This is a genomic window from uncultured Aquimonas sp., from assembly GCF_937888285.1.
Taxonomy (GTDB): Bacteria; Pseudomonadota; Gammaproteobacteria; order Xanthomonadales; family Xanthomonadaceae; genus Aquimonas.
Window position 1 is genome coordinate 98,737 of record NZ_CALART010000109.1, and the last position, 19,923, is coordinate 118,659.

The following is a 19,923-nucleotide window of genomic DNA, read 5'->3' on the forward strand; positions in this document are numbered from 1 at the left end:
CTTACTTCAGTGCGGCTTCGACCGAAGCCGAGGTGATCGGGTGGTAGCCCGGGCGCGCTTCGGCGAACACCGCGCGGGCGAACTCCAGGCCCTCGGGCGTCGCCGCCAGGGCGGTGTACAGCGGCATGATCAGCTTGCGGCGGCCGATGCGCTTCAGGAACTCGGCCATCGCCGGACGCGCCTCGAAGTAGCCGCTGCGCTCGGCCAGCGGATACCAGCGCATCGCGAACTCGCCGTTGGCGGTGCCGGTGAAGCGGAAGGCCTCGTCGAGCGCGATCAACTGGGCGCTTTCCAGCACTTCCGGCATGCCCTCCAGGAAATGCAGCCACTCCTGCGTGCTCCAGTCGCTGCTGCCAAGCTCGGCGGCGGCCTTCTCGCCGTCCAGAAAACTCTTGCGCGCGGCGTCGACCGCGGTGAAGCGGGGCGAGCTGGCCGGCACCGCGAACTCAGGCACGCCGGGCTCGAACAGCCAGGCCTGCAGCTCGGTCTCGCTGACCACGTCGGGCTGCGCGGCCATCAGGGTTTCGCGCAGATGACCCAGGAACGTGCCGCTGTCGATGCTCTGGAACGCGTAGCGATCGAAGTAGCCGCGCAGGAAGGCATCGAAGGCCTCGCGGCCGTAGCGCTGCTCGAGGAAGCTCAGGAACCAGGCACCCTTGATATAGGCCACCGGCGACAGCGCGTCATCGGGATCGCGGCCTTCCAGCGGCGGCAGCACCAGCACCTGGTCCTTGGCGTCAAGCTCGGCCAGCGCGCGGCGCAGGCTGGTCTGCTCGATCACGATTTCCATCTGCGCGCGCTCGATGCCGTACAGGGCCTCGATGATCCGCGTCTCGACGTAGCTGGTGAAACCCTCGTTGAGCCAGATGTCCTTCCAGCTCGCATTGGTGACGAGGTTGCCCGACCACGAATGCGCCAGCTCGTGCGCGATCAGGCTCACCAGCGACTTGTCACCCACCATCACGGTCGGCGTGATGAAGGACAGGCGCGGGTTCTCCATGCCGCCGAAGGGGAAGCTCGGCGGCAGGATCAAGAGGTCGTAGCGCTCCCAGCGGTAGGGGCCGTACAGCGACTCGGTGACTTCGATCATGCGCTCGGTGTCGGCGAACTCCTCGACCGCGGCGTCCAGCGTCTGCGGCTCCGCCCAGACGCCGGCGCGCGCCGAGATCGGCTTGAAGGCCAGGTCGCCCACCGCGATCGCCATCAGATAGGAGGGAATCGGCTGCGACATGCGGAACACGTAGCGGCCGTTGCGCACCGGGCTGACCGGGTTGTCGGCGCTCATCAGCGCGACCAGGTTGGGCGGCGTATGCACGACCGCGCTGTAGGTGTAGCGCACGCTCGGCGTGTCCTGCAGCGGCACCCAGCTGCGCGCGTGGATGGCCTGCGACTGGCTGAACAGGAAGGGCTGCTTGCCGCCGGCGGTCATCGAGGGCTCCAGCCACTGCAGGCCCGAGGCCGACTGCGAAGTGCGGTAGCGCACGCGCACCACCTCGTACTGCCGGCGCATCTCGATGCGCAGGGCCGAGCCGAACACCGGATCGGGTGCGTCGAGCTTGAAGTCCAGCCGCCGCCACAGGCCATCGGCACGTCGGCCCAGCACCTTGTCGATGCTCAGGTCGCGGGTATCGAGCACCAGCTCGCGGGCCTTGTCGTCCTGCCAGTCCAGCGCGTAGTCGGCCGCACCGCGCAGGCTGCGGGTGTCAAAGTCGACGTGCAGGTTCAGCGCCAGATCGCGGATGCGGACCTTGTCCGGCTCGGCATAGCTGTGCTCGTCGCGGGCGCGATCGGCGAGCGCCGGATCGATCTCGACAGCCGGCTCGGCGGGGGCTGCCTGCACGGTGGCGACGACGCCTAGGGCGAGCAGCCCGATCAGGCCGAGAAGAACGGAACGCGAGGCGGAGCGCAGGGCCATGGGCGGAACTCGCAGGGCAAAGTGAAAACCGCACGAGTCTAGCAGCCGACCGCATTTCACACCCGCCGTCGGTGAGGGGTGCCAGGCGGAGTCACGGTGAGGGTTCAAGCCTGCGGCGAGGTTCCGAGCCACCCCATTGCCAGACCGGGGCCGAGCCAGCGGTGGGCCAGGGCCCACCCTATGCAGGGTCGAGCTCTTGCGAATCCCGAATCCCGAATCCCGGCTCCTGATCGTAGGGCGGATAAGCGCAGCGCATCCGCCAGCGAGAGCGAAAGACGCATTGTGGGGATCGAAGCGAAAGCGTGGGGCCGGCTCAGGGCCAGGGCGAGGTTCTCACGGCGGGGGTTCAAGCCTGCGGCGAGGTTCCGGTGCATGCGCTGCGCTTATGCACCCTACGCGCTCGGCGCCCTTCGGCTTCGCTGAAGGCAAAGCGTCACTCGCGGTCGTAGGGCGGATAAGCGCAGCGCATCCGCCAGCGAGAGCGAAAGACGCATTGCGGGGATCGAAGCGAAAGCGTGGGGCTGGCTCAGGGCCGGGGCGAGGCTCGGAGCCATCCCATTTCGAGACCGATGCGGCGCCGGCGGTGGGCCAGGGCCCACCCTATGCAGGGTCGAGCTCTTGCGAATCCCGAATCCCGAATCCCGAATCCACAATCCCGAATCCCGAATCCCCAATCCCGGCTCTTCAGAGCTTATGCCCCGAGTGGATCGCACAGATCCCGCCGGTGAGGTTGCGGTAGTCGCAGCGCTCCAGGCCGGCGGCCTCCATCATCGCCTTCAGCTCCTGCTGCGGCGGATGCTGGCGGATCGACTCGGCGAGGTACTGGTAGCTGTCGGCGTCACCGGCGAACAGCTTGCCCAGCCGCGGCAGCACCTGGAAGGAGTGGATGTCGTACAGCGGCTTCAGCCACTGCGGCTGCACTTCCGAGAACTCCAGCACCAGCGCGCGGCCGCCGACCTTCAACACGCGCTGCATTTCGTTCAGCGCCTTCTGCTTGTCGGTGACGTTGCGCAGGCCAAAGGCAATCGTGACCAGATCGAAGCTGGCGTCGGGAAACGGCAGCGCCTCGGCATTGAGCTGGGCGTAGCGCAGGCCGCGCACCAGGCCGCGATCGGTCAGGCGGTCACGGCCCACGCGCAGCATGTCGCCGTTGATGTCGCCGATGATGACCTCGCCACTCTCGCCCACCCGCTCCAGCAGCAGGCGCGCGATGTCGCCGGTGCCGCCGGCCAGGTCGAGCACGCGATCGCCGCGGCGCACGCTGCTGGTGGCGACGAAGTAGCGCTTCCAGATCCGGTGGATGCCGAAGCTCATGAGGTCGTTCATGAGGTCGTACTTCGCGGCCACCGAGCTGAAGACCTGGCCGACCAGGCGCTTCTTGTCGGCGGTCGGCACTTCGCGGAAACCGAAGTGGGTGGTGTCGCCGGGCGCGCTCTGCGCGCGGGCGGAATCCTTGGCGTCGCGGGTCGTATTCATGGGGCTGGATTATCGCAGCATCGGGTGGGTGGGGTGGCGATGTCTGGCGGGCTTTGGCGGCGTTCGCCGGGAACGGGGTGAGGCGGGTGCGGAGCTCATGGTGGGCCAGGGCCCACCCTATGAGTCGCAGCGCTTGCGCCTGTCCGCAGGTCGCGCCCATCCCCCTACACTGCGCGCCTCGCTCCTGCGCCCTGCCCCATGACCGCCTTCGTCGTCTCCGTCTTCGTCCTCGTCTACCTCGGCATGGCGCTGGGTCGCCTGCCCGGGCTGGCGCTGGATCGCAGCGGCATCGCGCTGTGCGGCGCGGCCCTGCTGCTGGCCACGGGCGCCCTGCCCTACGACGAGTGGGCGCAGGCGCTGGACCTGCCGACCCTGGTGCTGCTGTTCGCACTGATGCTGATCGGCGGCCACTTCGCCGAGGCCGGCGCCTTCGATGCAGTGGCGCGCGCGCTTTCGCGCAGCCCGCTGTCGCCGCTGGCCCTGCTCGGCCTGGTGGTCGCCACCAGCGGCCTGCTGTCGGCGCTGCTGGTCAACGACATCGTGGTGTTCGCCTTGACACCGCTGCTGGTGCACGGCCTCGCCGCGCGCGCTCTCGACCCGCGGCCCTACCTGCTGGGGCTGGCCCTGGCCAGCAATGCCGGCTCGGCGGCGACCCTGGTCGGCAATCCGCAGAACCTGCTGATCGGCGAGCTCGGCCAGCTCGACTTCCTGGGCTATCTGGCGGTCGCCGCCCTGCCCTCGGCGCTGGCCCTGCTCTGCGTGTTCGCGGTCGTCGCCTGGACCTGGCGCGGGCGTCTGGCGGTGGAATGGCGCGCCGAACCCCTCGCCGAACTGCCGCTGCAGCGCTGGCTGCTGCTGAAGAGTCTGCTCGCCGTGCTGGCAGTGGTGGTGGCGATGCTGCTGCTCGATCGACACCGCGAGATCGCCGCGCTGGCGATTGCCGCCGTCCTGCTGGCGGGCCGCGGGATCGGCACCGCCGCCCTGCTGAAGCGCGTCGACTGGAGCCTGCTGGTGCTGATCGCCAGCCTGTTCGTGGTCACCGCCGCCTTCGCCCAGCTGCCCATCGCCAGCACCTCAGTGGCGGCGCTGGATGCCGCCGGCCTCAGCTTCGAGCGGCTCGGCCTGCTGGTGCCGGCGGCGCTGATCGGCAGCAACACCATCGGCAACGTGCCCCTGGTGATGCTGCTGGTGGAAACCCTGGGCGGGCTGTCGCAGCCGGCGCTGACCGCGCTGGCGATCTTCTCGACCCTGGCCGGCAACCTGCTGCTGCTCGGCAGCCTGGCCAACATCATCACCGCCGAGCGCGCGGCCCAGGCCGGCGTGCGGCTCGGCTTCGCCGACTTCGCCCGGGTCGGCATCCCCGTCACCCTGATCTCGACCGCGCTGGCCCTTGCCTGGCTGCTGCTGCGCGGCTGGAGCCTCTGATGTCCGCACCTTCCGTCGCCTGGTCCTGCCTGCCCTTCGAGGCGCTCGACGTGCATCGCCTGTATGCGCTGATGCGCCTGCGCGTCGATGTGTTCATCGTCGAGCAGACCTGCCCCTATCCCGACCTCGACGGCCGCGATGCACAGGCCGGCGTCTGGCATCTGCTGGGCGAGCGCGCAGGCCAACTGCAGGCCTACGCGCGCCTGCTGCCGCCTGGGCTCGGCTTCGACACGCCGGCAATCGGCCGGGTCATCGTGAGCGCTTCAGCGCGCGGTTCGGGTCTTGCGCATGCCCTGATGAAGGAAGCTATTTCCCATTGCGAAGCGCGCTGGCCCGGCCAGCCGATCACCCTGGGCGCACAAGCGCACCTGCAGGGCTTCTACGCCGCGCACGGCTTCGAGGTGTGCTCGGAGGGCTATCTCGAAGATGGCATCCCGCATGTGGATATGCGGCGGGCGGGGTCACTTTGAGACTGTATTCGAGGTCGCAGGCCTGAGGTGCGGCGCTGCGACTGGGGCGGGGTTCTGGTACATGCGCTGCGCTTATGTACCCTACTCGCACAGCCGTCTTCGGCATCGCTCAATGCAAGGCGTCGCTCGAGTCGTAGGGCGGATAAGCGCAGCGCATCCGCCAGCGAGTGCGAGGGAGGCCATGCCTCGAACGAAGCGATAGCTGGGACAAATTTCCGGGCTCGGGTGCGGCGCTGCGACTGGGGCGGGGTTCTGGTACATGCGCTGCGCTTATGTACCCTACGCGCAACCGCCGTCTTCGGCTTCGATCATTGCAAAGCGTCGCTCGAGTCGTAGGGCGGATAAGCGCAGCGCATCCGCCAGCGAGTGCGAAGGAGGCCATGCCTCGAACGAAGCGATAGCTGGGACAAATTTCCGGGCTCAGGTGCGGCGCTGCGACTGGGGCGGGGTTCTGGTACATGCGCTGCGCTTATGTACCCTACGCGCAACCGCCGTCTTCGGCTTCGATCATTGCAAAGCGTCGCTCGAGTCGTAGGGCGGATAAGCGCAGCGCATCCGCCAGCGAGGGCGAATGACGCCATGTCTTGAACGGAGCGGCCGGCCGGCAGGGGGCCGCCAAGAGCGCCGCCGCGCGCCCAGCATCAGCGCACGCGCAAGCCCCCGCCTCACGCATCTGCCAACCACGCCTCGCCAGCGTTGATCCTCAACGCGACAGGCCTCAGCGCCTGCCCCTTGCACGGCCCCGCCACGCAGCGGCCGCCGGGCAGTTCGAAGCTGGCCCCATGCGCCGCGCAGATCAGCCGTCCGCCTTCCATCAGGAACTTGCCGGGCGCCCAGTCAAGGCGCCGTCCCGCGTGCGGACAGACATTGAGGAAGCCCTCGACGCCATCGCCGATGCGCACCAGCAGCAGCGATTCCTCGCTGCCCTCGACGCGGGCCTCGAAGGCAACAGGCTGGCCCTCGGGCAGATCGGACAGCAGGCAGAGGCGCTGGCTCATGGGGCGGATCGCATGGGGACGGCCGCTCAGCATACGCAGCCGGCGCGATGCACGGAACGTGACGGCGACCCGCACGACACGGGCGCGCCGTGCGCAGGACATGACGCAGCCGCGTTCAGCCGCGGATCGGGTTCAGCCTTGAGGTGTGGGCCGGCCGGCTCAATACTCCGACGACGCCTGCGCACCGCCGGCGCCCACAGGACTCCCCATGCGCCCCGCCTTCGTCCAGCTCCGCCTGCCCCGCAATCCGCTGCTGCGCCTGCTGCTGGCGGTGGTCGGCATAGCCGTGCTCTCGTTCTTCGCGCTGGCGGGCGCGGCGATTGCCGCGGTGGTCCTACTGGGCTTCGGCCTGCGCAGCCTGTGGTGGAAGCTGCGCGGCGGCGCCAATGCCCCGCGCGAACGGGCCAGCGACGTGATCGAAGGCGATTACACCGTGGTCGAGAAGGTGCGCATGCCGCTGCCGAAGCGGCGCGAGGGGTGAGGCCTCGGGCGAAGGCTTGATATCAGGCTGGGGCGAGGCCTTGATGCGAGCGCGAGGCGAGGTTCTGGTACATGCGCTGCGCTTATGTACCCTACGCGCACAGCAGCGTTCGGCTGTGTTGCCTGCAAGGCGTCGCTCGAGTCGTAGAGCGGATAAGCGCAGCGCATCCGGCGCCGAAGGCGAGGGATGCCTGGGCTCGAACGAGGCGAAAGCCTGCGGCGATGGGCGCGAGCCCGGCATCGAGCGATGCGCGAGGCGAGGTTCTGGTACATGCGCTGCGCTTATGTACCCTACGCGCACAGCAGCTTTCGGCTGTGTTGCCTGCAAGGCGTCGCTCGAGTCGTAGGGCGGATAAGCGCAGCGCATCCGCCGGCTGGCGCGAGGGATGCCGTGCATCTATCGAAGTCCGCGCGTTCGCCAGGCGATGCACGAAGCCGGACACGCAAGTGACGCCTACTCCGCATCCAAGCCGCGCAGGTTCAATGGCTCGGATTCGCCCCAACCCGGTTCATACCAGCCGCGCGCCACGCATGCCTTGAAGCTCGACCACGCCCAATCGCCCGGTCGCGCCACATGGCCATGCTTCACCGGGTTGTAGTGGATGTAGTCCAGATGCCGGCGCCAGTCGGCTTCGTCGCGGATGGCGTGCTCCCAGAAGCGCAGTTGCCAGACCCGTTCGGAGGCCGGCAGCGCCAGCCCGCGGGTGAAGCGCTTCTTGATTTCGCGCCAGCGCCCGGCGAAGTCGGCATCGCCTTCGGGCAGGCGCCACAGACAGTGCAGATGCTCGGGCAGCACCACGAAGCCATCGATGGTGAAGGGCCGCTCGGCGCGGGTTCGCCGAACCGCCTCGCGCAGTAGCGCCACCCTCGCCTCGCTGTCGAACAGCGGGCGCCGCTGTTCGAGCACCACGGTGAAGAAATACACCCCGCCAGGAATCCACGCGCGCCGGTAGTCAGGCATGGTCGAAGCCGTTCAGCGCCATGGCATGTTCAGTGATGGAGCAGCGGGCAGGTTAGCGTGTTGTGGGGCATGTGCGCGAGGCGAGCCTGCTGCGAGGTTCTCGTGTGGAGTCGAAGCCTGGGGCGGGGTTCTGGTACATGCGCTGCGCTTATGTACCCTACGCGCACAACCGTCTGCGGCTCTGATCGATGCGAGGCGTCGCCTGCGGTCGTAGGGCGGATAAGCGGAGCGCATCCGCCAGCGGGGGGCCAGGGATGCATTGGCTCGAACGAAGCGAAAGCCTCGGAATAAGTTCTGGCTTCGGGCGAGGTTCTGGTACATGCGCTGCGCTTTGAGTGCCCTACGCGCACAACCGTCTGCGGCTCCAAAGGATGCAAGGCGTCGCCTGCGGTCGTAGGGCGGATAAGCGCAGCGCATCCGCCGGCAAGAACAAGAGACGCCTTGTCTCGAACGGAGCGCATGCGCGCGCCTCGGCGTTCCGCTTCGCCCTCAGCCCGCCAGCCCCGAATAGCTCAGATAGGCGGCGATGATCTGCTCGCCCCAGAGGAACTGGATCCAGCCGGCGGCGGCGAGGTAGGGGCCGAAGGGGATGGGCGTGGCCTTGTCGCGGCCTCTGACCGCCAGCCAGACGCTGCCGAACACCGCGCCGACCACGGCCGAGATCAGCACGATCGGCAGGATGCCGCTCACGCCGCACCAGGCGCCCAGCGCGGCGAGCAGCTTGAAGTCGCCGTAGCCCATGCCCTCCTTGCCGGTCAGCAGCTTGAAGCCCCAGTACACGGTCCACAGCGCGAGATAGCCCACCACCGCGCCGTATATGGCCTGATCCATGCCCACGAACAGCCCCTGCGTGCTCAGCAGCAGGCCGATCCACAGCAGGGGCAAGGTCAGGCTGTCGGGCAGCAGGGTGGTGCGGGCGTCGATGCCGCTCATGGCGATCAGCAGGCCGGTGAACACCAGCCCGGCCAGGGCCTCCCAGCCGACGCCGAACTGCCAGACCACCGCCGCGAAGGCCAGGCCGGTCAGCAGTTCGACCAGCGGGTACTGCAGGCTGATCGCCGTGCCGCAGCCGGCGCAGCGCCCGCGCAGCGCCACCCAGCTCAGCAGCGGGATGTTGTGCCAGGGCTTGAGGGTGTAGCCGCACTTCGGGCAGTGCGAGGCGCGCACCACGATGCCCGGCGGCTCGGGCTCATCGCCCGGCGGCAGCTCCAGGGTTTCGCGGCAGTCGCGCCGCCACTGCCACTCCATGCGCGCAGGGACGCGCAGGATCACCACGTTCAGAAAGCTGCCGATGATCAAGCCGAAGACGCCGGCGAGGGCCGCGGCCAGCGCCGGCATCTGCTGCAGGAACTCGATCACCCGACGGTCGCCGCGATCTTGAAGATGGGCAGGTACATGGCGATCACCAGGCCGCCGACAATCACGCCGATCACCACCATCACCAGCGGCTCGATCAGGGTGCTCAGGTTATCGACGGCGTTGTTGACTTCGGCCTCGTAGAACTCGGCGATCTTGAACAGCATGGTGTCCAGCGCACCGGCTTCCTCACCGATGGCGGTCATCTGCAGCACCATGTGCGGAAACAGGTTGACCTGCTTCATCGCCGTGTTCAGCGGGTAGCCGACGGCGACATCCTGGCGCACCTTGTTGACGGCTTCTGTATACACAATGTTGCCGGTGGCGCCGGCCACGGTTTCCATGGCTTCGACCAGGGGCACGCCGGCCTTGAAGGTGGTGGCCAGGGTGCGCGCGAAGCGCGCAATCGCCGCGTTATGCATGATCGGGCCGATGATCGGCAGGCGCAGCAGCATGCGGTCCTTGAAGCGGGCGAAGGCATAGCTGCGCTTGTTGGCCTGCACCAGGGCCACGCCCGAGCCCACCACGACAATCAGTACCAGCCACCAGTAGCTGACCATCCAGCGCGACATGCCCATGACCAGCTGGGTGAAGGCCGGCAGGTCGGCGCCGAAGCTCTTGAACACCTGTTCGAACTGCGGCACCACGAACATCAGCAGCAGGGCCGAGACCAGGCCAGCGACGAAGATGACGATGCTGGGATACAGCAGGGCCTTCTTGATCTTCGACTTCAGCGCTTCAGTGCTTTCCTTGTAGCTGGCGATGGTGTCGAGCACGGTGTCCAGAACGCCGGCGCCCTCGCCAGCGCGCACCAGATTGCAGTAAAGCTCGTCGAACTGGGCCGGATGCTTGCTCAGCGCCTCGTACAGGGTGCTGCCGCTCTCGATATTGGATTTGATGTCCTCCAGCATCGCCTTCATGCGCGGGTTGGTCTGGCCGCCGGCGATGATCTCGAAGCTCTGCACCACCGGCACGCCCGACTTCATCATGGTCGCGATCTGGCGGCTGAAGATCGCGATGTCTTTGGCCGTGATGGTGGCACCGCTCTTGCCGAACAACGGTTTGGGCCGCGGCTTGACCACGCTGGGCACGATGCCCTGGCGGCGCAGCTCGGCCTTGAGCAGGTTGGCGTTCTTGGCCAGCTGCTCGCCCTTCATCACGGTGCCGCGCTTGTCCTTGCCAACCCAGACAAAGGTCTGCAGTTCGCTGCCCTGACGCTTGGGCAGGGCGCGGGCGGCGGGGCGCGCGGCGGTCTTGGTGGCTACGGCCATGGCTTAGTCCTTGGTGACGCGGTTGATTTCGGCAAGGCTGGTGACGCCGTTGCGGGCCTTGAGCAGGGCCGACTTGCGCAGGTCATTGATGCCCGAGCGGATCGCCGCATCGGCGATCTGCATGGCGTTGCCGCCCTGCAGGATGATGGCCTGGATCTCCTCGGTCAGCGGCATGACCTGGTAGATGCCGGTGCGGCCTTTGTAGCCCTCGTTGCATTCGTCGCAGCCGACCGCCTCGTACAGATTGATGCCGGCGGCAATATCGGCGTCGGTGAAGCCCTCGGCCAGCAGGGCCGGCTTGGGCAACTCGATGCGGCGCTTGCAGTCGTGCAGGCGGCGAGCCAGACGCTGGGCGATCACCAGGGTCACCGAGCTGATGATGTTGTAGGGCGCGATGCCCATGTTCATCAGGCGGCTGACGGTCTGCGGGGCGTCGTTGGTGTGCAGGGTGCTGAGCACCATATGGCCCGTTTGTGCCGCCTTTACCGCGATCTCTGCGGTTTCCAGGTCGCGGATCTCGCCGACCATGATCACGTCCGGGTCCTGGCGCAGAAAGCTGCGCAGGGCGGCGGCAAAGGTCATGCCGCGCTTGTTGTTCTGCTGCACCTGGTTGATGCCGGCCACGCGAATTTCGACCGGATCTTCGACCGTGCTGATATTGCGGCCTTCGGTGTTGAGGATATTCAGCGCCGTATACAGCGACACGGTCTTGCCCGAGCCGGTGGGGCCGGTCACCAGCACCATGCCGTAGGGCTTCTCGATGGCCTCCAGAAACAGCTTCTTCTGGTCGTCCTCGTAGCCCAGCTTGTCGATGCCGAGCTTGGCCGCCGAGCCGTCGAGGATACGCAGCACGATCTTCTCGCCGAACAGGGTCGGGCAGGTGCTGACGCGGAAGTCCATGGACTTGGTCTTGGACAGGTTGAGCTTGATGCGGCCGTCCTGCGGCACCCGTCTTTCTGCGATGTCCAGAGCCGACATCACCTTCAGGCGCGAGGCGATGCGCGGGCTCAGCTTGACAGGCGGCTTGGCCACCGACTTGAGAATGCCGTCCATGCGGAAGCGCACGCGGTACTCGGTTTCGTAGGGCTCGAAGTGGATATCGGAGGCGCCGCGCTTGATCGCGTCCACCAGCATCTTGTTGACGAAGCGCACCACCGGGGTGTCGTCGCCCTTGGCATCGACACCGCCGCCGGTGTCTCCCTCATCACCAGTCTCACCGAGCTCGAGGTTCTCCAGGCCCTCGTCTTCTTCCATGCCGCCCACGGCAGAGTCCGCAGCGCTGAGCGCCGCGTCGATGGCCTTCTCCAGCTGGTCCACCGCCACCAGGATGGGCTCGACCACGAGGTTGGCGGCGAACTTGATCTCGTCCAGGCCGCGCGTATTGGTAGGGTCGGCGATGCCGACAAACAGGCGGCTGCCGCGCTTGAACAGCGGCAAGGCCCGATGGCCGGTGATCAGCTTCTCGTCGATCAGCTTGACCGGCATCTGCGCCGGGTCCATGGCGGCGACGTCGATCATCGGCATGCCGAACTCGACGGCCTGGGCCTGGGCGATATGGCTGCCGCTGACCAGGCCGCGGCTGAGCAGCCACTGGGTGATCGGCGATTTGTCCTTGCCGGTCTCGTCCAAGGCCTTGCGGGCGTCGGCCTCGCCCAGGTGGCCGTCCTGCACCAGGCGGCGGGCAATGCCGGTGATGCCCACCAGGTTGACGGTGGCTGGGCCGTTCATGGGTGCTGCTCCGCTAAAGCCTGTCTGAACGGGACTTTACCGCATGCTTCTGCGGAAGCACAGCAAGTGCGGACGGGCGGAAAGGCCGTTTCGCGAGAACTGTCACGAAATGCAAAGCGACCGGACTTTGAATGCTGCTCTCTGGCAACAGCTCTTGCCCCCTCCCCACGGCAATTGCCTTGCACAGCCTCCGTTTGAGCAAGGGTCCGCGGAACAGCGACTACACGACTAGCAAAAAAAAGGCCCCGGAAAACCCGAGGCCTTTCGAGAGCGTAGCGAGCCGCCCCTCAGAGCAAAGCTCGCTTCATCCCACCCTTACGGCACCAAGGTGCAGGTGCCGGTGCCGGCGTTGCAATCGACGTTCTGCAGGATCGCCGCATTGCCGCGGACCTGCGGAATGTAGCGAAGCACGGCGCCGTTGTTCCAATCAGCCTGGGTCAGACTCGGCGCGGTCGCGCAAGCCTGGGCAAGCGGGTCCCACGCGGGAATCGGAAAGTTGACCGGATCGTTCTGCGCAGCGGCGGCGATGGCGCTACCGACATACGCCTTGGCCTCAGCCTGGCAGGCGCCGTTCGCCGAACGCTGGGTGTAGTCACGGTAGGCCGGCAGGGCGATGGCGGCCAGGATGCCGATGATTGCGACAACGATCATCAGCTCGATCAGGGTGAAACCGGCTTGCTTCTTCATGGTGTGTCTCCCGGAGAACAGTAGGTTGGATGCTGCCTTTGCACGGTGCGGAACTGGCTGCTTCGCCTTGTCCCTGGCCCTTCGAGCCAGCGCTACACCGTGTGCACAGGGTCTAGCAGCAAGCATGCCAAGTCCGTGCGCGGCTGCGCAGATTCGCGCAGAGCCCTTGTTTTGCTGCACTTTGCGGCGCTGGCTCACGCTTCTCGATAGCACCCTTGTTATGCCGCGCAGCGGTCTGTGTTCGGCCTCACGCCCTGCCCCACTGCCCTGGCACCGGTAGCCGACCGCGCAGGCCAAAGCTGACGTTTTTTGTCAGTGTGCGCACCGGCCGGCGGCGCGGCGGGTCTTCACAGGCGGGCGTTTGCGGCCTTGTCGTAGGTTGCGCCAAGCGCAGCGCGGCCCAACGCAATCGATGCGCGCGGACGCAGGGACACGCCCAGTGCGCGGTGGCTTTGTTCAATTCGTGGCGTCACCCGAGTCGTAGGGCGGATAAGCGCAGCGCATCCGCCAGCGGGTGCGAGGGAAGCCTCGGCTTGAACGGAGCGACAGGCCCGCACGATTCCCACGACTACGGCGTGCGCTTGGGCTTTGGGCGAGGTGGCGGAGCCTGGGGCGAGGTTCTGGTACATGCGCTGCGCTTATGTACCCTACGCGCACGGGAGTCTGGGGCGAGGTTCCGGTACATGCGCTGCGCTTATGTACCCTACGCGCACGGCAGCCTGGGGCGAGGTTCCGGTACATGCGCTGCGCTTATGTACCCTACGAGCACGGGAGCCTGGGGCGAGGTTCTGGCACGTGCGCTGCGCCTTGAGTACCTGCGCGCCCAGTGCGCTGTGGCTTTGTTGGATGCTCGGCGTCACTCGAGTCGTAGGGCGGATAAGCGCAGCGCATCCGCCAGCAAGCGCGAGGGAAGCCACTTCGTGATCGGAGACCAGGCGCGCGGACGCTACAGGCAGTGAGGCGTCGGGCCGGGTCTGTCGCGGAGCTTGGCGATTGGGGCGAGATCTCTTTAGAAGCGACATCTCTTGGCAGCGGCAGCTTCGGGAGCGGGAGCTCCTGGGGCGACATCCCTCGGCGCATGCGCTGCGCTTACGCGCCCTACGCGGACCGCGCTCTTCTGCTCCGTTCGATGCAAGGCGTCGCTTTCCTGGATCGCGGCTGACGGAGAGCGTGACGACGCGATGCGCGGTTCAAAGCGCCGCTGCGCGCGCGATGAGCGCCAAACGCGGCCAAAAAAAACCCGCACCGGGCTGGCAGCTCGGCACGGGTAGATGGTTCCAGCTTGGCAGCGCAGCCGCGCTTGCGCTACCAGCAGCTGCCGCCGCCCTGGGCCGTCTTGGCACCGGCCTGGTTCAAGCCCAGCAGGCCGCAGGGGTCGCTGGACTGACCACCCGTGGGCTGGGCGGTGACGGTGAAGGTGTTGCGGGCGATGTTCGCGTAATTCAGGTTGTAGAAATCGTTGGGCGGAAGCGGGCAGCGCGCCTGGCCTCCGACGAAGGTCTGGTTGGAGGTGTTGAAGCGCTCCATGCACTGCGCCGCCGCCTGCAGGGCCGACTTTGCCTCGGCGCGCCGCGAGGTCCGCACATGCTCGACATAGCTCGGCCAGGCGATCGAGGCGAGGATGCCGAGAACCGCGACCACGATCATCAGCTCGATCAAGGAAAAGCCGGCGCGGCGACGCTGCGTAGGTGTGTTCATGGCCCCCCCTGGGGTGCTGTGGAGCATTGGGTGAAAGCGGCGCCGGCCGCAGCCGGCGCCACCGCTTATTGGAGCTGGCGCCACGACTGGCGACCGCAGTTCAACACACCGATGTCGACCGCACCTTCGGAGCCGACGATGGCGGCAAGGCGCGAGGTGCAGTTCGGACCTTCCCCAGGCTCGATCAGATTGCCATCGGCGTCGCGCGGATCTTCCTGGCGCGGGCCGGAGCCCGGCGGCGAGATGATGCCGATCGGCGGCTCGAACACCGGAGCGCCCTGGCTGATCACTACTGCACCGGTGTTGCTGTTGCCATTGTTGAGGTTCAGTGCGGGCGCTCCAGTCAGCAGGCGGGTCAGGTAGAGGCGATTCAGGGCACCCGGGCTGCACTCGTCGCCCTGCGGCTCCAGCGTGGTGAATGCAACGCTGCCCAGGAAGATGCGCGGACGGCCGACCGAGCGCTCACCTTCGGCAGAGCCGACGCTGAGGTCGAGGTACCAGCCGCGCTGGTTGTCCCAGTCGACGGTATTGCTGGAGAGCTGACGCGACTCGCGACCGTTGCTGGTGTTCGAGCTGGTGATCTGCTGGGGCTGCAGGTTGCTGCGCGCGCCCACGGTAGAGCCATCATTCTTGTCCCAGATGCCGTACAGGGTCTGGATCTGGGTGGTGGCCTGCGCGGTCGGCAGGTTGTCACCCACCTCGACGTACTTGCCCGTACCGAACACCACCATCTGGCCCTCAATATGGTGCGGGGCAGAGTCGAGCGCACCGGTGATCGGCTGACGCGTGCCGCCAGAGTCGGTGGCGGTAAACAGCAGGCTGCCGGCGCTGAACGAGCCGGAGGCGCTAACGGTGAACTTCCAGACGTTGCCGTGCATGTCGCCGCCGTAGACGGTGTCGACCTTGCCGTTGAAGTCGGTGTCCATGGGCACGGCCGAGGTCAGACCATTGGGGTTGGAGGCTGATCCGGCTCCGACGACGATACTTTCGCGCAGGCCACCGTTTGCGGCGTCCAGCACCATCAGGCGGGCGCGGTTGTCGCTGCTGTTCAGACCATTGCCGGCGAACACGGCCCAGTCGCCGCTCTCCAACAGACCAACGGTTGGCGGATTGAGGACATGGCCGAGGTTGGGATGGCGGAACTCCCACATGAAGTTATCGGTGCCGAAGCCCGAGGCGGCATTGGTGACGTCGAGGGCCATGATCGACTTGCCGCCGGCGCCGTTGTAGCTGAGCAGCATGGTGCGCCAGGCGCTGCCGAGGCGCACATCGTGCTGGGTCGGCGAACCGTCGACGTAGTAGAGGTGCTGGTAGCCCTGCTTGGGCAGCTCCTTCATGTAGCCGAGCACGGAGTTCGGAATGACGCTGAACTTCACGTCGCCGCCGGCGGGGCCGGAGCTGACGGCATGCAGCATGCCGTCATTGGAGCCCACAAAGACCAGCGGTGGCCGCGAGCGCTTGGCTGCCACATAGGCGCCATAGCTGCCGGGGCCGCTGGCGCCGCCGCCTTCCGAGGGCGGGAGCAGTGCGTAGCCGAAGTTGACGGCGTTGTTGAGTGCCGGCTGCGAGTTAAGGATGTCGCCGATCGCAGCACTGCGGGTGCGCAACGGGCCGCCATTGATCACTTCGCTGCTGCGATCGCCGCGCAGGTAGGCGACGATCTGGTCGATGGTCGCATTGCCCATCTCGGCGATGTCGGTGGGCGTGATGCCCAGCGCGTCCTGGGCACCGGTGGCGCCGCCCAGGCCGCTCACGCTGAAGGGCACCAGGCTGAAGCTGCCCGCCAGGTCGCGCACCGCAAAGATGTTGCGGGAACCGGCCGGCACCGAGGCAAGCTTCTCTGCAGCACTCCAGGTGGGCGTGGCCGCCAGCTGGCCGTCGCTCTGCAAGGCGTAGGCCTTGAGGTCGCCGGTCCAGTCGTCACCGGAATACTCGGGGATGTAGGCGAGGAAGCCGGCGTCGATGCGCGAGCTGGAGCCCGCCACGCCGCCCGCACGACGCGAGCGGTCGAGCACGTCCTGGATGATCTCGGTGAGCGCCGAGGCGATGTCCTCCGGCTGGTTGGCCTGGATCATGCGGCCGCGGGTGTTGACGGTGGCATGCCAGAGGTCGTCGATGGTGCTGCGCTGACCCGACTCGAAGGGTGGCCATGTTACAGGCGTGACGAAGGGATCGACCGGGTTGGCCGGATTGAAGATGCGACCGCGGGCGCCGAAGGTGATGGCGTGGAAGTTCATGTGCGGGAAGTTCTGGCAATCCAGCCGCGGATCCGGGTTCGACGCATTGCAGGCAGCGGGCACGGGCACGATGCCGGCCGGGAAGGCCGGGCCGGTGCGTAGCGGGTTCAGATAGAACTGGGTCGCCGTATCGGCCATGGTGTTGCTGTGGTCGTCGGCGAAGGGAACGCCCATGCCGCCATCGACATTGCCCACGCCGGAGATCGCGAGGTTGGCGTAGCCATCCGTGAACAACATGCCGGCATTGATCTGGCAGGCGAGGCGAATGGGCGCACCGGCATCGCTGCGCTTGAACTGGTTACCGATATGGTTGACCGCGCGCAGGTTGGGCGTGCTGCCGGTGGTGTTCAGGGCATGAAAGTCGGTGTAGAGCGCCTCTTTGCCCGTCGTGGTTTCCATGTCGCGCATGGTCAGGGTCGGCGTGCCGTCGTTGATGCGGAAGTAGCCGATGCGCATGAAGTCGACGTCGCGGAAGGACTCGCTCATGGCGTAGCTCATCGCCAGCGCGCGGTTGCGGTGGTACTGGAACCAGTTGGCGAAGTTCTGGATCGCGGTGTTGTAGGCCGAGGCGCTGGTGTAGTTGGCCGAGCGGATCTCGTAACGGAACATGTTGCAGCCGATGCCGCAGGCGTCCAGGGCCAGAACGCGATTCAGGGGGTTGAAGCCGGGCGGCACCGGTGAAGTCAGCCCCAGATAGAAGGTGGCCGGGTAGTAGCTGAAATACAGATCGCAGTTGGCGTCGACGATGGCGTCGTTCTGCAGGGTCAGCCAGCTCGTGCCGGTGTCGCGCAGGCGGGTACAGGTGCCGCGGTACCGTGTGCCCGCCTGCAGGCGCGTGCCGCGGAAGACGCGGTAGCGCATGGTGTCCTCGGAGGTCACCTCGCGCTGTGTGGTCAGGTTGAAGGCGTTGCCGGTCTGGTCGGGGTGGACGCGTGCCGCGGTGATGCTGGCCGGCGCACGGCGGGTGGTGCCGTCATAGTTCAACCAGGGCTCGTAGGTGCGCGTCGGATTGAAGTACAGCGGATTGAACTCGGGCGAGCGCGCGAAGCCGTGCGCGTCAATGGGCGCGAGACCGAAGGAGCCGCCAAAGCCGGTGAATTTGCCCGGGTACAGGAACAGATGCGGGGCCGCCTGCAGGCTGCCGCCGGTGCCGCCGGTCGCAGCGGTTTCGCCGTCCTGCAGCTGGCCGGCGGCGTTGAAGAAATCGTTGCGCTGGATATTGCTGGTGGCCCAGTTGGTGCACAGACCGCTGCTGTTGAAGGCCGTGCAGTGCAGGGTGCTCTGGGAGAAACCGCGGGTGGCCGGGAAGCCGTCACGGCCCGCCAGGTTGGTTTCGGCGGTCATCGAGCCCGAATTGTCGACCGCCATGATGAAGGCAGGCTTGATCGGCTGCTGGATGAACAGCGGGTACTGGGCGATGTTGAACTCGGCCTGCGCCGGAGCGGAGAAGCCGGCCAGCAGCACGATGGCTGCGGCGGCGCTGGCCAGGGAGGATCGGAGGGCGTTCATGGCAAGGGGCTCCGGAATCTCAGGGCACGAAGATGGACTGGACCACGGCCCAGGCGTTGGCGTCGCCCGCGTCGCGGGTGTCGGTATCGGACGCACTGAGCAGGAAGTACGAACAGTCGAAGGCGAGACGCGGGCCGACACGGCTGCTTGACTCCACCCCGCTGCCGCGCGCCCACTCGCCGCGACCGAGGGTGGCCGAGTGGTTTCCGATGGCCGTGGGTCGCTGGTTCGGATTGATCCAGCTGGGGGCCGGGCCCGAATCCTCCAGCACAGGGCACTCCTCGGCCTGGGAGATCTCTCGCAGGGTGCGCTCGCGGGCCCTGAGGCGCTCTTCCGCCGCTTCGAAGGCACGAACATCCGACCAGTAGGCCTGCACCATCTTCTCCTGCAGGGAAGTCACCTGCGAGGCGGAGATCGCCAGCAGACTCAACATGATCAGAATGATCAGCGAGACCAGCAGTGCGGCACCATGCTGGCGGTGCATCGGGGGGCTCGGGCGCAGGCGGCGTGACTGACGAGTGTTCATGGCTCAGTTCCTGACGCGGTTACGCATGGTGATGGAGGTTTCGAACGCCTGACGCACGCGGCGATCGTCAGCGACCCTGAAAACGGTGTCGGCCACGCGGATTGGCGGCGACGTATCGTCGCGAAGAGCACCCGCGGTATTGGTGCTGCGCATCAGCAAGCCCACCCGGACGCTCAGCGCTCGACTCCAGGCATCGCGCGGGTTCGGCGCCAGGCCGGGCACACCCGCAGCAGTGAAGTAACGATCAACCACATCGTCGCGTGCAGCGCCGACGTCAGTACCGAACACGAGCTGCATCGACTCTACGCCCTCTACAACCGACTGCGGACCAGAAACCAGATTGGCGCGACTCGCGTCCAGTCGGCGCATGATGAGAGAAGGCTCACCGCTGGCGGCATCGATGCCAACGTAGTAGACGACATATTCGTAGCGGTGAACCGAGGTGCCTGGCGGTGCATAACCATCTTCCTCGGCAATCCAGTTGACCGCATTCACACCGCCGCTGCCGACAGCGACGAGAGGCCCGTCGGACAGCGCCTGAACGAGCGAAAGGCTCTTGCAGTTGGAGACCCCATAGACGTCGCCGCGCCGGAAGAACGCGACGTCCAGGGGGTTCTGCACGGTCATGGTGTTGGCGGCGACGTTGGGCAGCACGCTGCGCACGTTCTCGCTGCTCAGATAGCGCAGCACGATGATGTCGCTGCCGCGTATCGCATCACCGGTGACATCGGCAAGGGCGGCCGGCAGGGGCGGAGTGAAGCTGCCGGCACCGACACCGGCCGAAACGCCGCCGCTCAGGTCAACCACCTCGCCTGGGCCACTGCCTGCGAACTCGAAGGCTTCCATCGCCATATCGACCCGCAGGGCGAAGGGTGCGGCTGCGAAGTTCGTGGAGGGGTTGGCAGCGTGGTTGAACAGCGCTTCATTGGCAGAGGAGTAATGACGCTCGCTGCGGCAACCCACATGCGCCGACATTCGCACATCATTGCGCAGCATGTCGAACGCAAAGCGCGCGTTCTCCTGGACGCGCGAGGCGCCCTCTGCAGTCGAGAAGGCGAGCTGGGTGGAGCCGAAGATCTGCATGATGCCGGTCAGCAGCACGACACCAATGACCAGGGCGATCATGACTTCGATCAGTGAGAGGCCGGTGCTGCGGCGGCGGTTGTAATAGTTGGCGTGCACGGGC

The 19,923-nt window shown here is 66.8% G+C and carries 15 protein-coding genes; 3 read left to right on the plus strand and 12 right to left on the minus strand.

What is annotated here, in order from left to right:
- Position 1 precedes the first annotated feature (1 nt).
- On the minus strand, positions 2 to 1,915 hold the full coding sequence (locus Q0654_RS19735) for a M1 family metallopeptidase (RefSeq protein WP_298856716.1): 1,914 nt from the start codon (positions 1,913 to 1,915) through the stop codon (positions 2 to 4).
- A gap of 684 nt (positions 1,916 to 2,599) precedes the next feature.
- Positions 2,600 to 3,391: a bifunctional demethylmenaquinone methyltransferase/2-methoxy-6-polyprenyl-1,4-benzoquinol methylase UbiE gene (gene ubiE, locus Q0654_RS19740; protein ID WP_298856717.1), complete on the minus strand. Its 792-nt coding sequence runs from the start codon at positions 3,389 to 3,391 to the stop codon at positions 2,600 to 2,602.
- A gap of 198 nt (positions 3,392 to 3,589) precedes the next feature.
- Here ubiE and Q0654_RS19745 point away from each other — a divergent pair, with 198 nt between their 5' ends.
- Together Q0654_RS19745 and Q0654_RS19750 are read left to right on the plus strand one after the other, a co-directional pair.
- Positions 3,590 to 4,816, plus strand: a complete 1,227-nt coding sequence (locus Q0654_RS19745; protein WP_298856718.1) for an SLC13 family permease — start codon at positions 3,590 to 3,592, stop codon at positions 4,814 to 4,816.
- The gene (locus Q0654_RS19750; RefSeq protein ID WP_298856719.1) at positions 4,816 to 5,286 is read left to right on the plus strand and encodes a GNAT family N-acetyltransferase; all 471 of its coding nucleotides are present in this window, start codon (positions 4,816 to 4,818) and stop codon (positions 5,284 to 5,286) included. The genes Q0654_RS19745 and Q0654_RS19750 overlap by 1 nt, the downstream gene beginning before the upstream one ends.
- Positions 5,287 to 5,951: 665 nt before the next feature.
- Here the strand turns inward: Q0654_RS19750 and Q0654_RS19755 are convergent.
- Positions 5,952 to 6,359: a Rieske 2Fe-2S domain-containing protein gene (locus Q0654_RS19755; RefSeq protein WP_343230155.1), complete on the minus strand. Its 408-nt coding sequence runs from the start codon at positions 6,357 to 6,359 to the stop codon at positions 5,952 to 5,954.
- 133 nt (positions 6,360 to 6,492) lie between these two features.
- Here Q0654_RS19755 and Q0654_RS19760 point away from each other — a divergent pair, with 133 nt between their 5' ends.
- Positions 6,493 to 6,765 (plus strand): hypothetical protein, encoded by a 273-nt coding sequence (locus tag Q0654_RS19760; protein WP_298856720.1) that lies wholly within the window; start codon positions 6,493 to 6,495, stop codon positions 6,763 to 6,765.
- A 453-nt stretch (positions 6,766 to 7,218) separates the two neighbouring features.
- On the opposite strand, the gene Q0654_RS19765 is transcribed toward Q0654_RS19760, so the two are convergent.
- From Q0654_RS19765 to Q0654_RS19805, 9 genes are all read right to left on the minus strand, one after another.
- Positions 7,219 to 7,725 (minus strand): transposase, encoded by a 507-nt coding sequence (locus Q0654_RS19765; protein WP_298856721.1) that lies wholly within the window; start codon positions 7,723 to 7,725, stop codon positions 7,219 to 7,221.
- Between the two features lie 489 nt (positions 7,726 to 8,214).
- Complete coding sequence (locus Q0654_RS19770) at positions 8,215 to 9,063, minus strand: A24 family peptidase (protein ID WP_298856755.1); 849 nt, start codon at positions 9,061 to 9,063, stop codon at positions 8,215 to 8,217.
- 17 nt (positions 9,064 to 9,080) lie between these two features.
- Entirely contained in the window at positions 9,081 to 10,238 is a 1,158-nt protein-coding gene (locus tag Q0654_RS19775; RefSeq protein ID WP_298856756.1) for a type II secretion system F family protein, read from the minus strand.
- Between the two features lie 117 nt (positions 10,239 to 10,355).
- Positions 10,356 to 12,080, minus strand: coding sequence for a type IV-A pilus assembly ATPase PilB (gene pilB / locus Q0654_RS19780; protein ID WP_298856722.1), 1,725 nt, complete (start codon positions 12,078 to 12,080; stop codon positions 10,356 to 10,358).
- 315 nt (positions 12,081 to 12,395) lie between these two features.
- Positions 12,396 to 12,767, minus strand: coding sequence for a prepilin-type N-terminal cleavage/methylation domain-containing protein (locus Q0654_RS19785; protein ID WP_298856723.1), 372 nt, complete (start codon positions 12,765 to 12,767; stop codon positions 12,396 to 12,398).
- Positions 12,768 to 14,072: 1,305 nt separating this feature from the next.
- Positions 14,073 to 14,465, minus strand: coding sequence for a type IV pilin protein (locus tag Q0654_RS19790; protein ID WP_298856724.1), 393 nt, complete (start codon positions 14,463 to 14,465; stop codon positions 14,073 to 14,075).
- A gap of 65 nt (positions 14,466 to 14,530) precedes the next feature.
- On the minus strand, positions 14,531 to 18,211 hold the full coding sequence (locus Q0654_RS19795; protein ID WP_298856725.1) for a PilC/PilY family type IV pilus protein: 3,681 nt from the start codon (positions 18,209 to 18,211) through the stop codon (positions 14,531 to 14,533).
- A 19-nt stretch (positions 18,212 to 18,230) separates the two neighbouring features.
- Positions 18,231 to 18,737: a PilX N-terminal domain-containing pilus assembly protein gene (locus tag Q0654_RS19800; RefSeq protein ID WP_298856726.1), complete on the minus strand. Its 507-nt coding sequence runs from the start codon at positions 18,735 to 18,737 to the stop codon at positions 18,231 to 18,233.
- Positions 18,738 to 18,740: 3 nt separating this feature from the next.
- Positions 18,741 to 19,919 (minus strand): PilW family protein, encoded by a 1,179-nt coding sequence (locus Q0654_RS19805; protein ID WP_298856727.1) that lies wholly within the window; start codon positions 19,917 to 19,919, stop codon positions 18,741 to 18,743.
- Between the last annotated feature and the right edge of the window lie 4 nt (positions 19,920 to 19,923).

What these genes read in the sequence shown, in the direction of transcription:
- Q0654_RS19735 (WP_298856716.1), bottom strand. Translation starts at nt 1,915, where the DNA reads ATGGCCCTGCGCTCCGCCTCGCGTTCCGTTCTTCTCGGCCTGATCGGG.
- ubiE (WP_298856717.1), bottom strand. Translation starts at nt 3,391, where the DNA reads ATGAATACGACCCGCGACGCCAAGGATTCCGCCCGCGCGCAGAGCGCG.
- Q0654_RS19745 (WP_298856718.1), top strand. Translation starts at nt 3,590, where the DNA reads ATGACCGCCTTCGTCGTCTCCGTCTTCGTCCTCGTCTACCTCGGCATG.
- Q0654_RS19750 (WP_298856719.1), top strand. Translation starts at nt 4,816, where the DNA reads ATGTCCGCACCTTCCGTCGCCTGGTCCTGCCTGCCCTTCGAGGCGCTC.
- Q0654_RS19760 (WP_298856720.1), top strand. Translation starts at nt 6,493, where the DNA reads ATGCGCCCCGCCTTCGTCCAGCTCCGCCTGCCCCGCAATCCGCTGCTG.
- Q0654_RS19765 (WP_298856721.1), bottom strand. Translation starts at nt 7,725, where the DNA reads ATGCCTGACTACCGGCGCGCGTGGATTCCTGGCGGGGTGTATTTCTTC.
- Q0654_RS19770 (WP_298856755.1), bottom strand. Translation starts at nt 9,063, where the DNA reads ATGCCGGCGCTGGCCGCGGCCCTCGCCGGCGTCTTCGGCTTGATCATC.
- Q0654_RS19775 (WP_298856756.1), bottom strand. Translation starts at nt 10,238, where the DNA reads ATGAAGGGCGAGCAGCTGGCCAAGAACGCCAACCTGCTCAAGGCCGAG.
- pilB (WP_298856722.1), bottom strand. Translation starts at nt 12,080, where the DNA reads ATGAACGGCCCAGCCACCGTCAACCTGGTGGGCATCACCGGCATTGCC.
- Q0654_RS19785 (WP_298856723.1), bottom strand. Translation starts at nt 12,767, where the DNA reads ATGAAGAAGCAAGCCGGTTTCACCCTGATCGAGCTGATGATCGTTGTC.
- Q0654_RS19790 (WP_298856724.1), bottom strand. Translation starts at nt 14,465, where the DNA reads ATGAACACACCTACGCAGCGTCGCCGCGCCGGCTTTTCCTTGATCGAG.
- Q0654_RS19795 (WP_298856725.1), bottom strand. Translation starts at nt 18,211, where the DNA reads ATGAACGCCCTCCGATCCTCCCTGGCCAGCGCCGCCGCAGCCATCGTG.
- Q0654_RS19800 (WP_298856726.1), bottom strand. Translation starts at nt 18,737, where the DNA reads ATGAACACTCGTCAGTCACGCCGCCTGCGCCCGAGCCCCCCGATGCAC.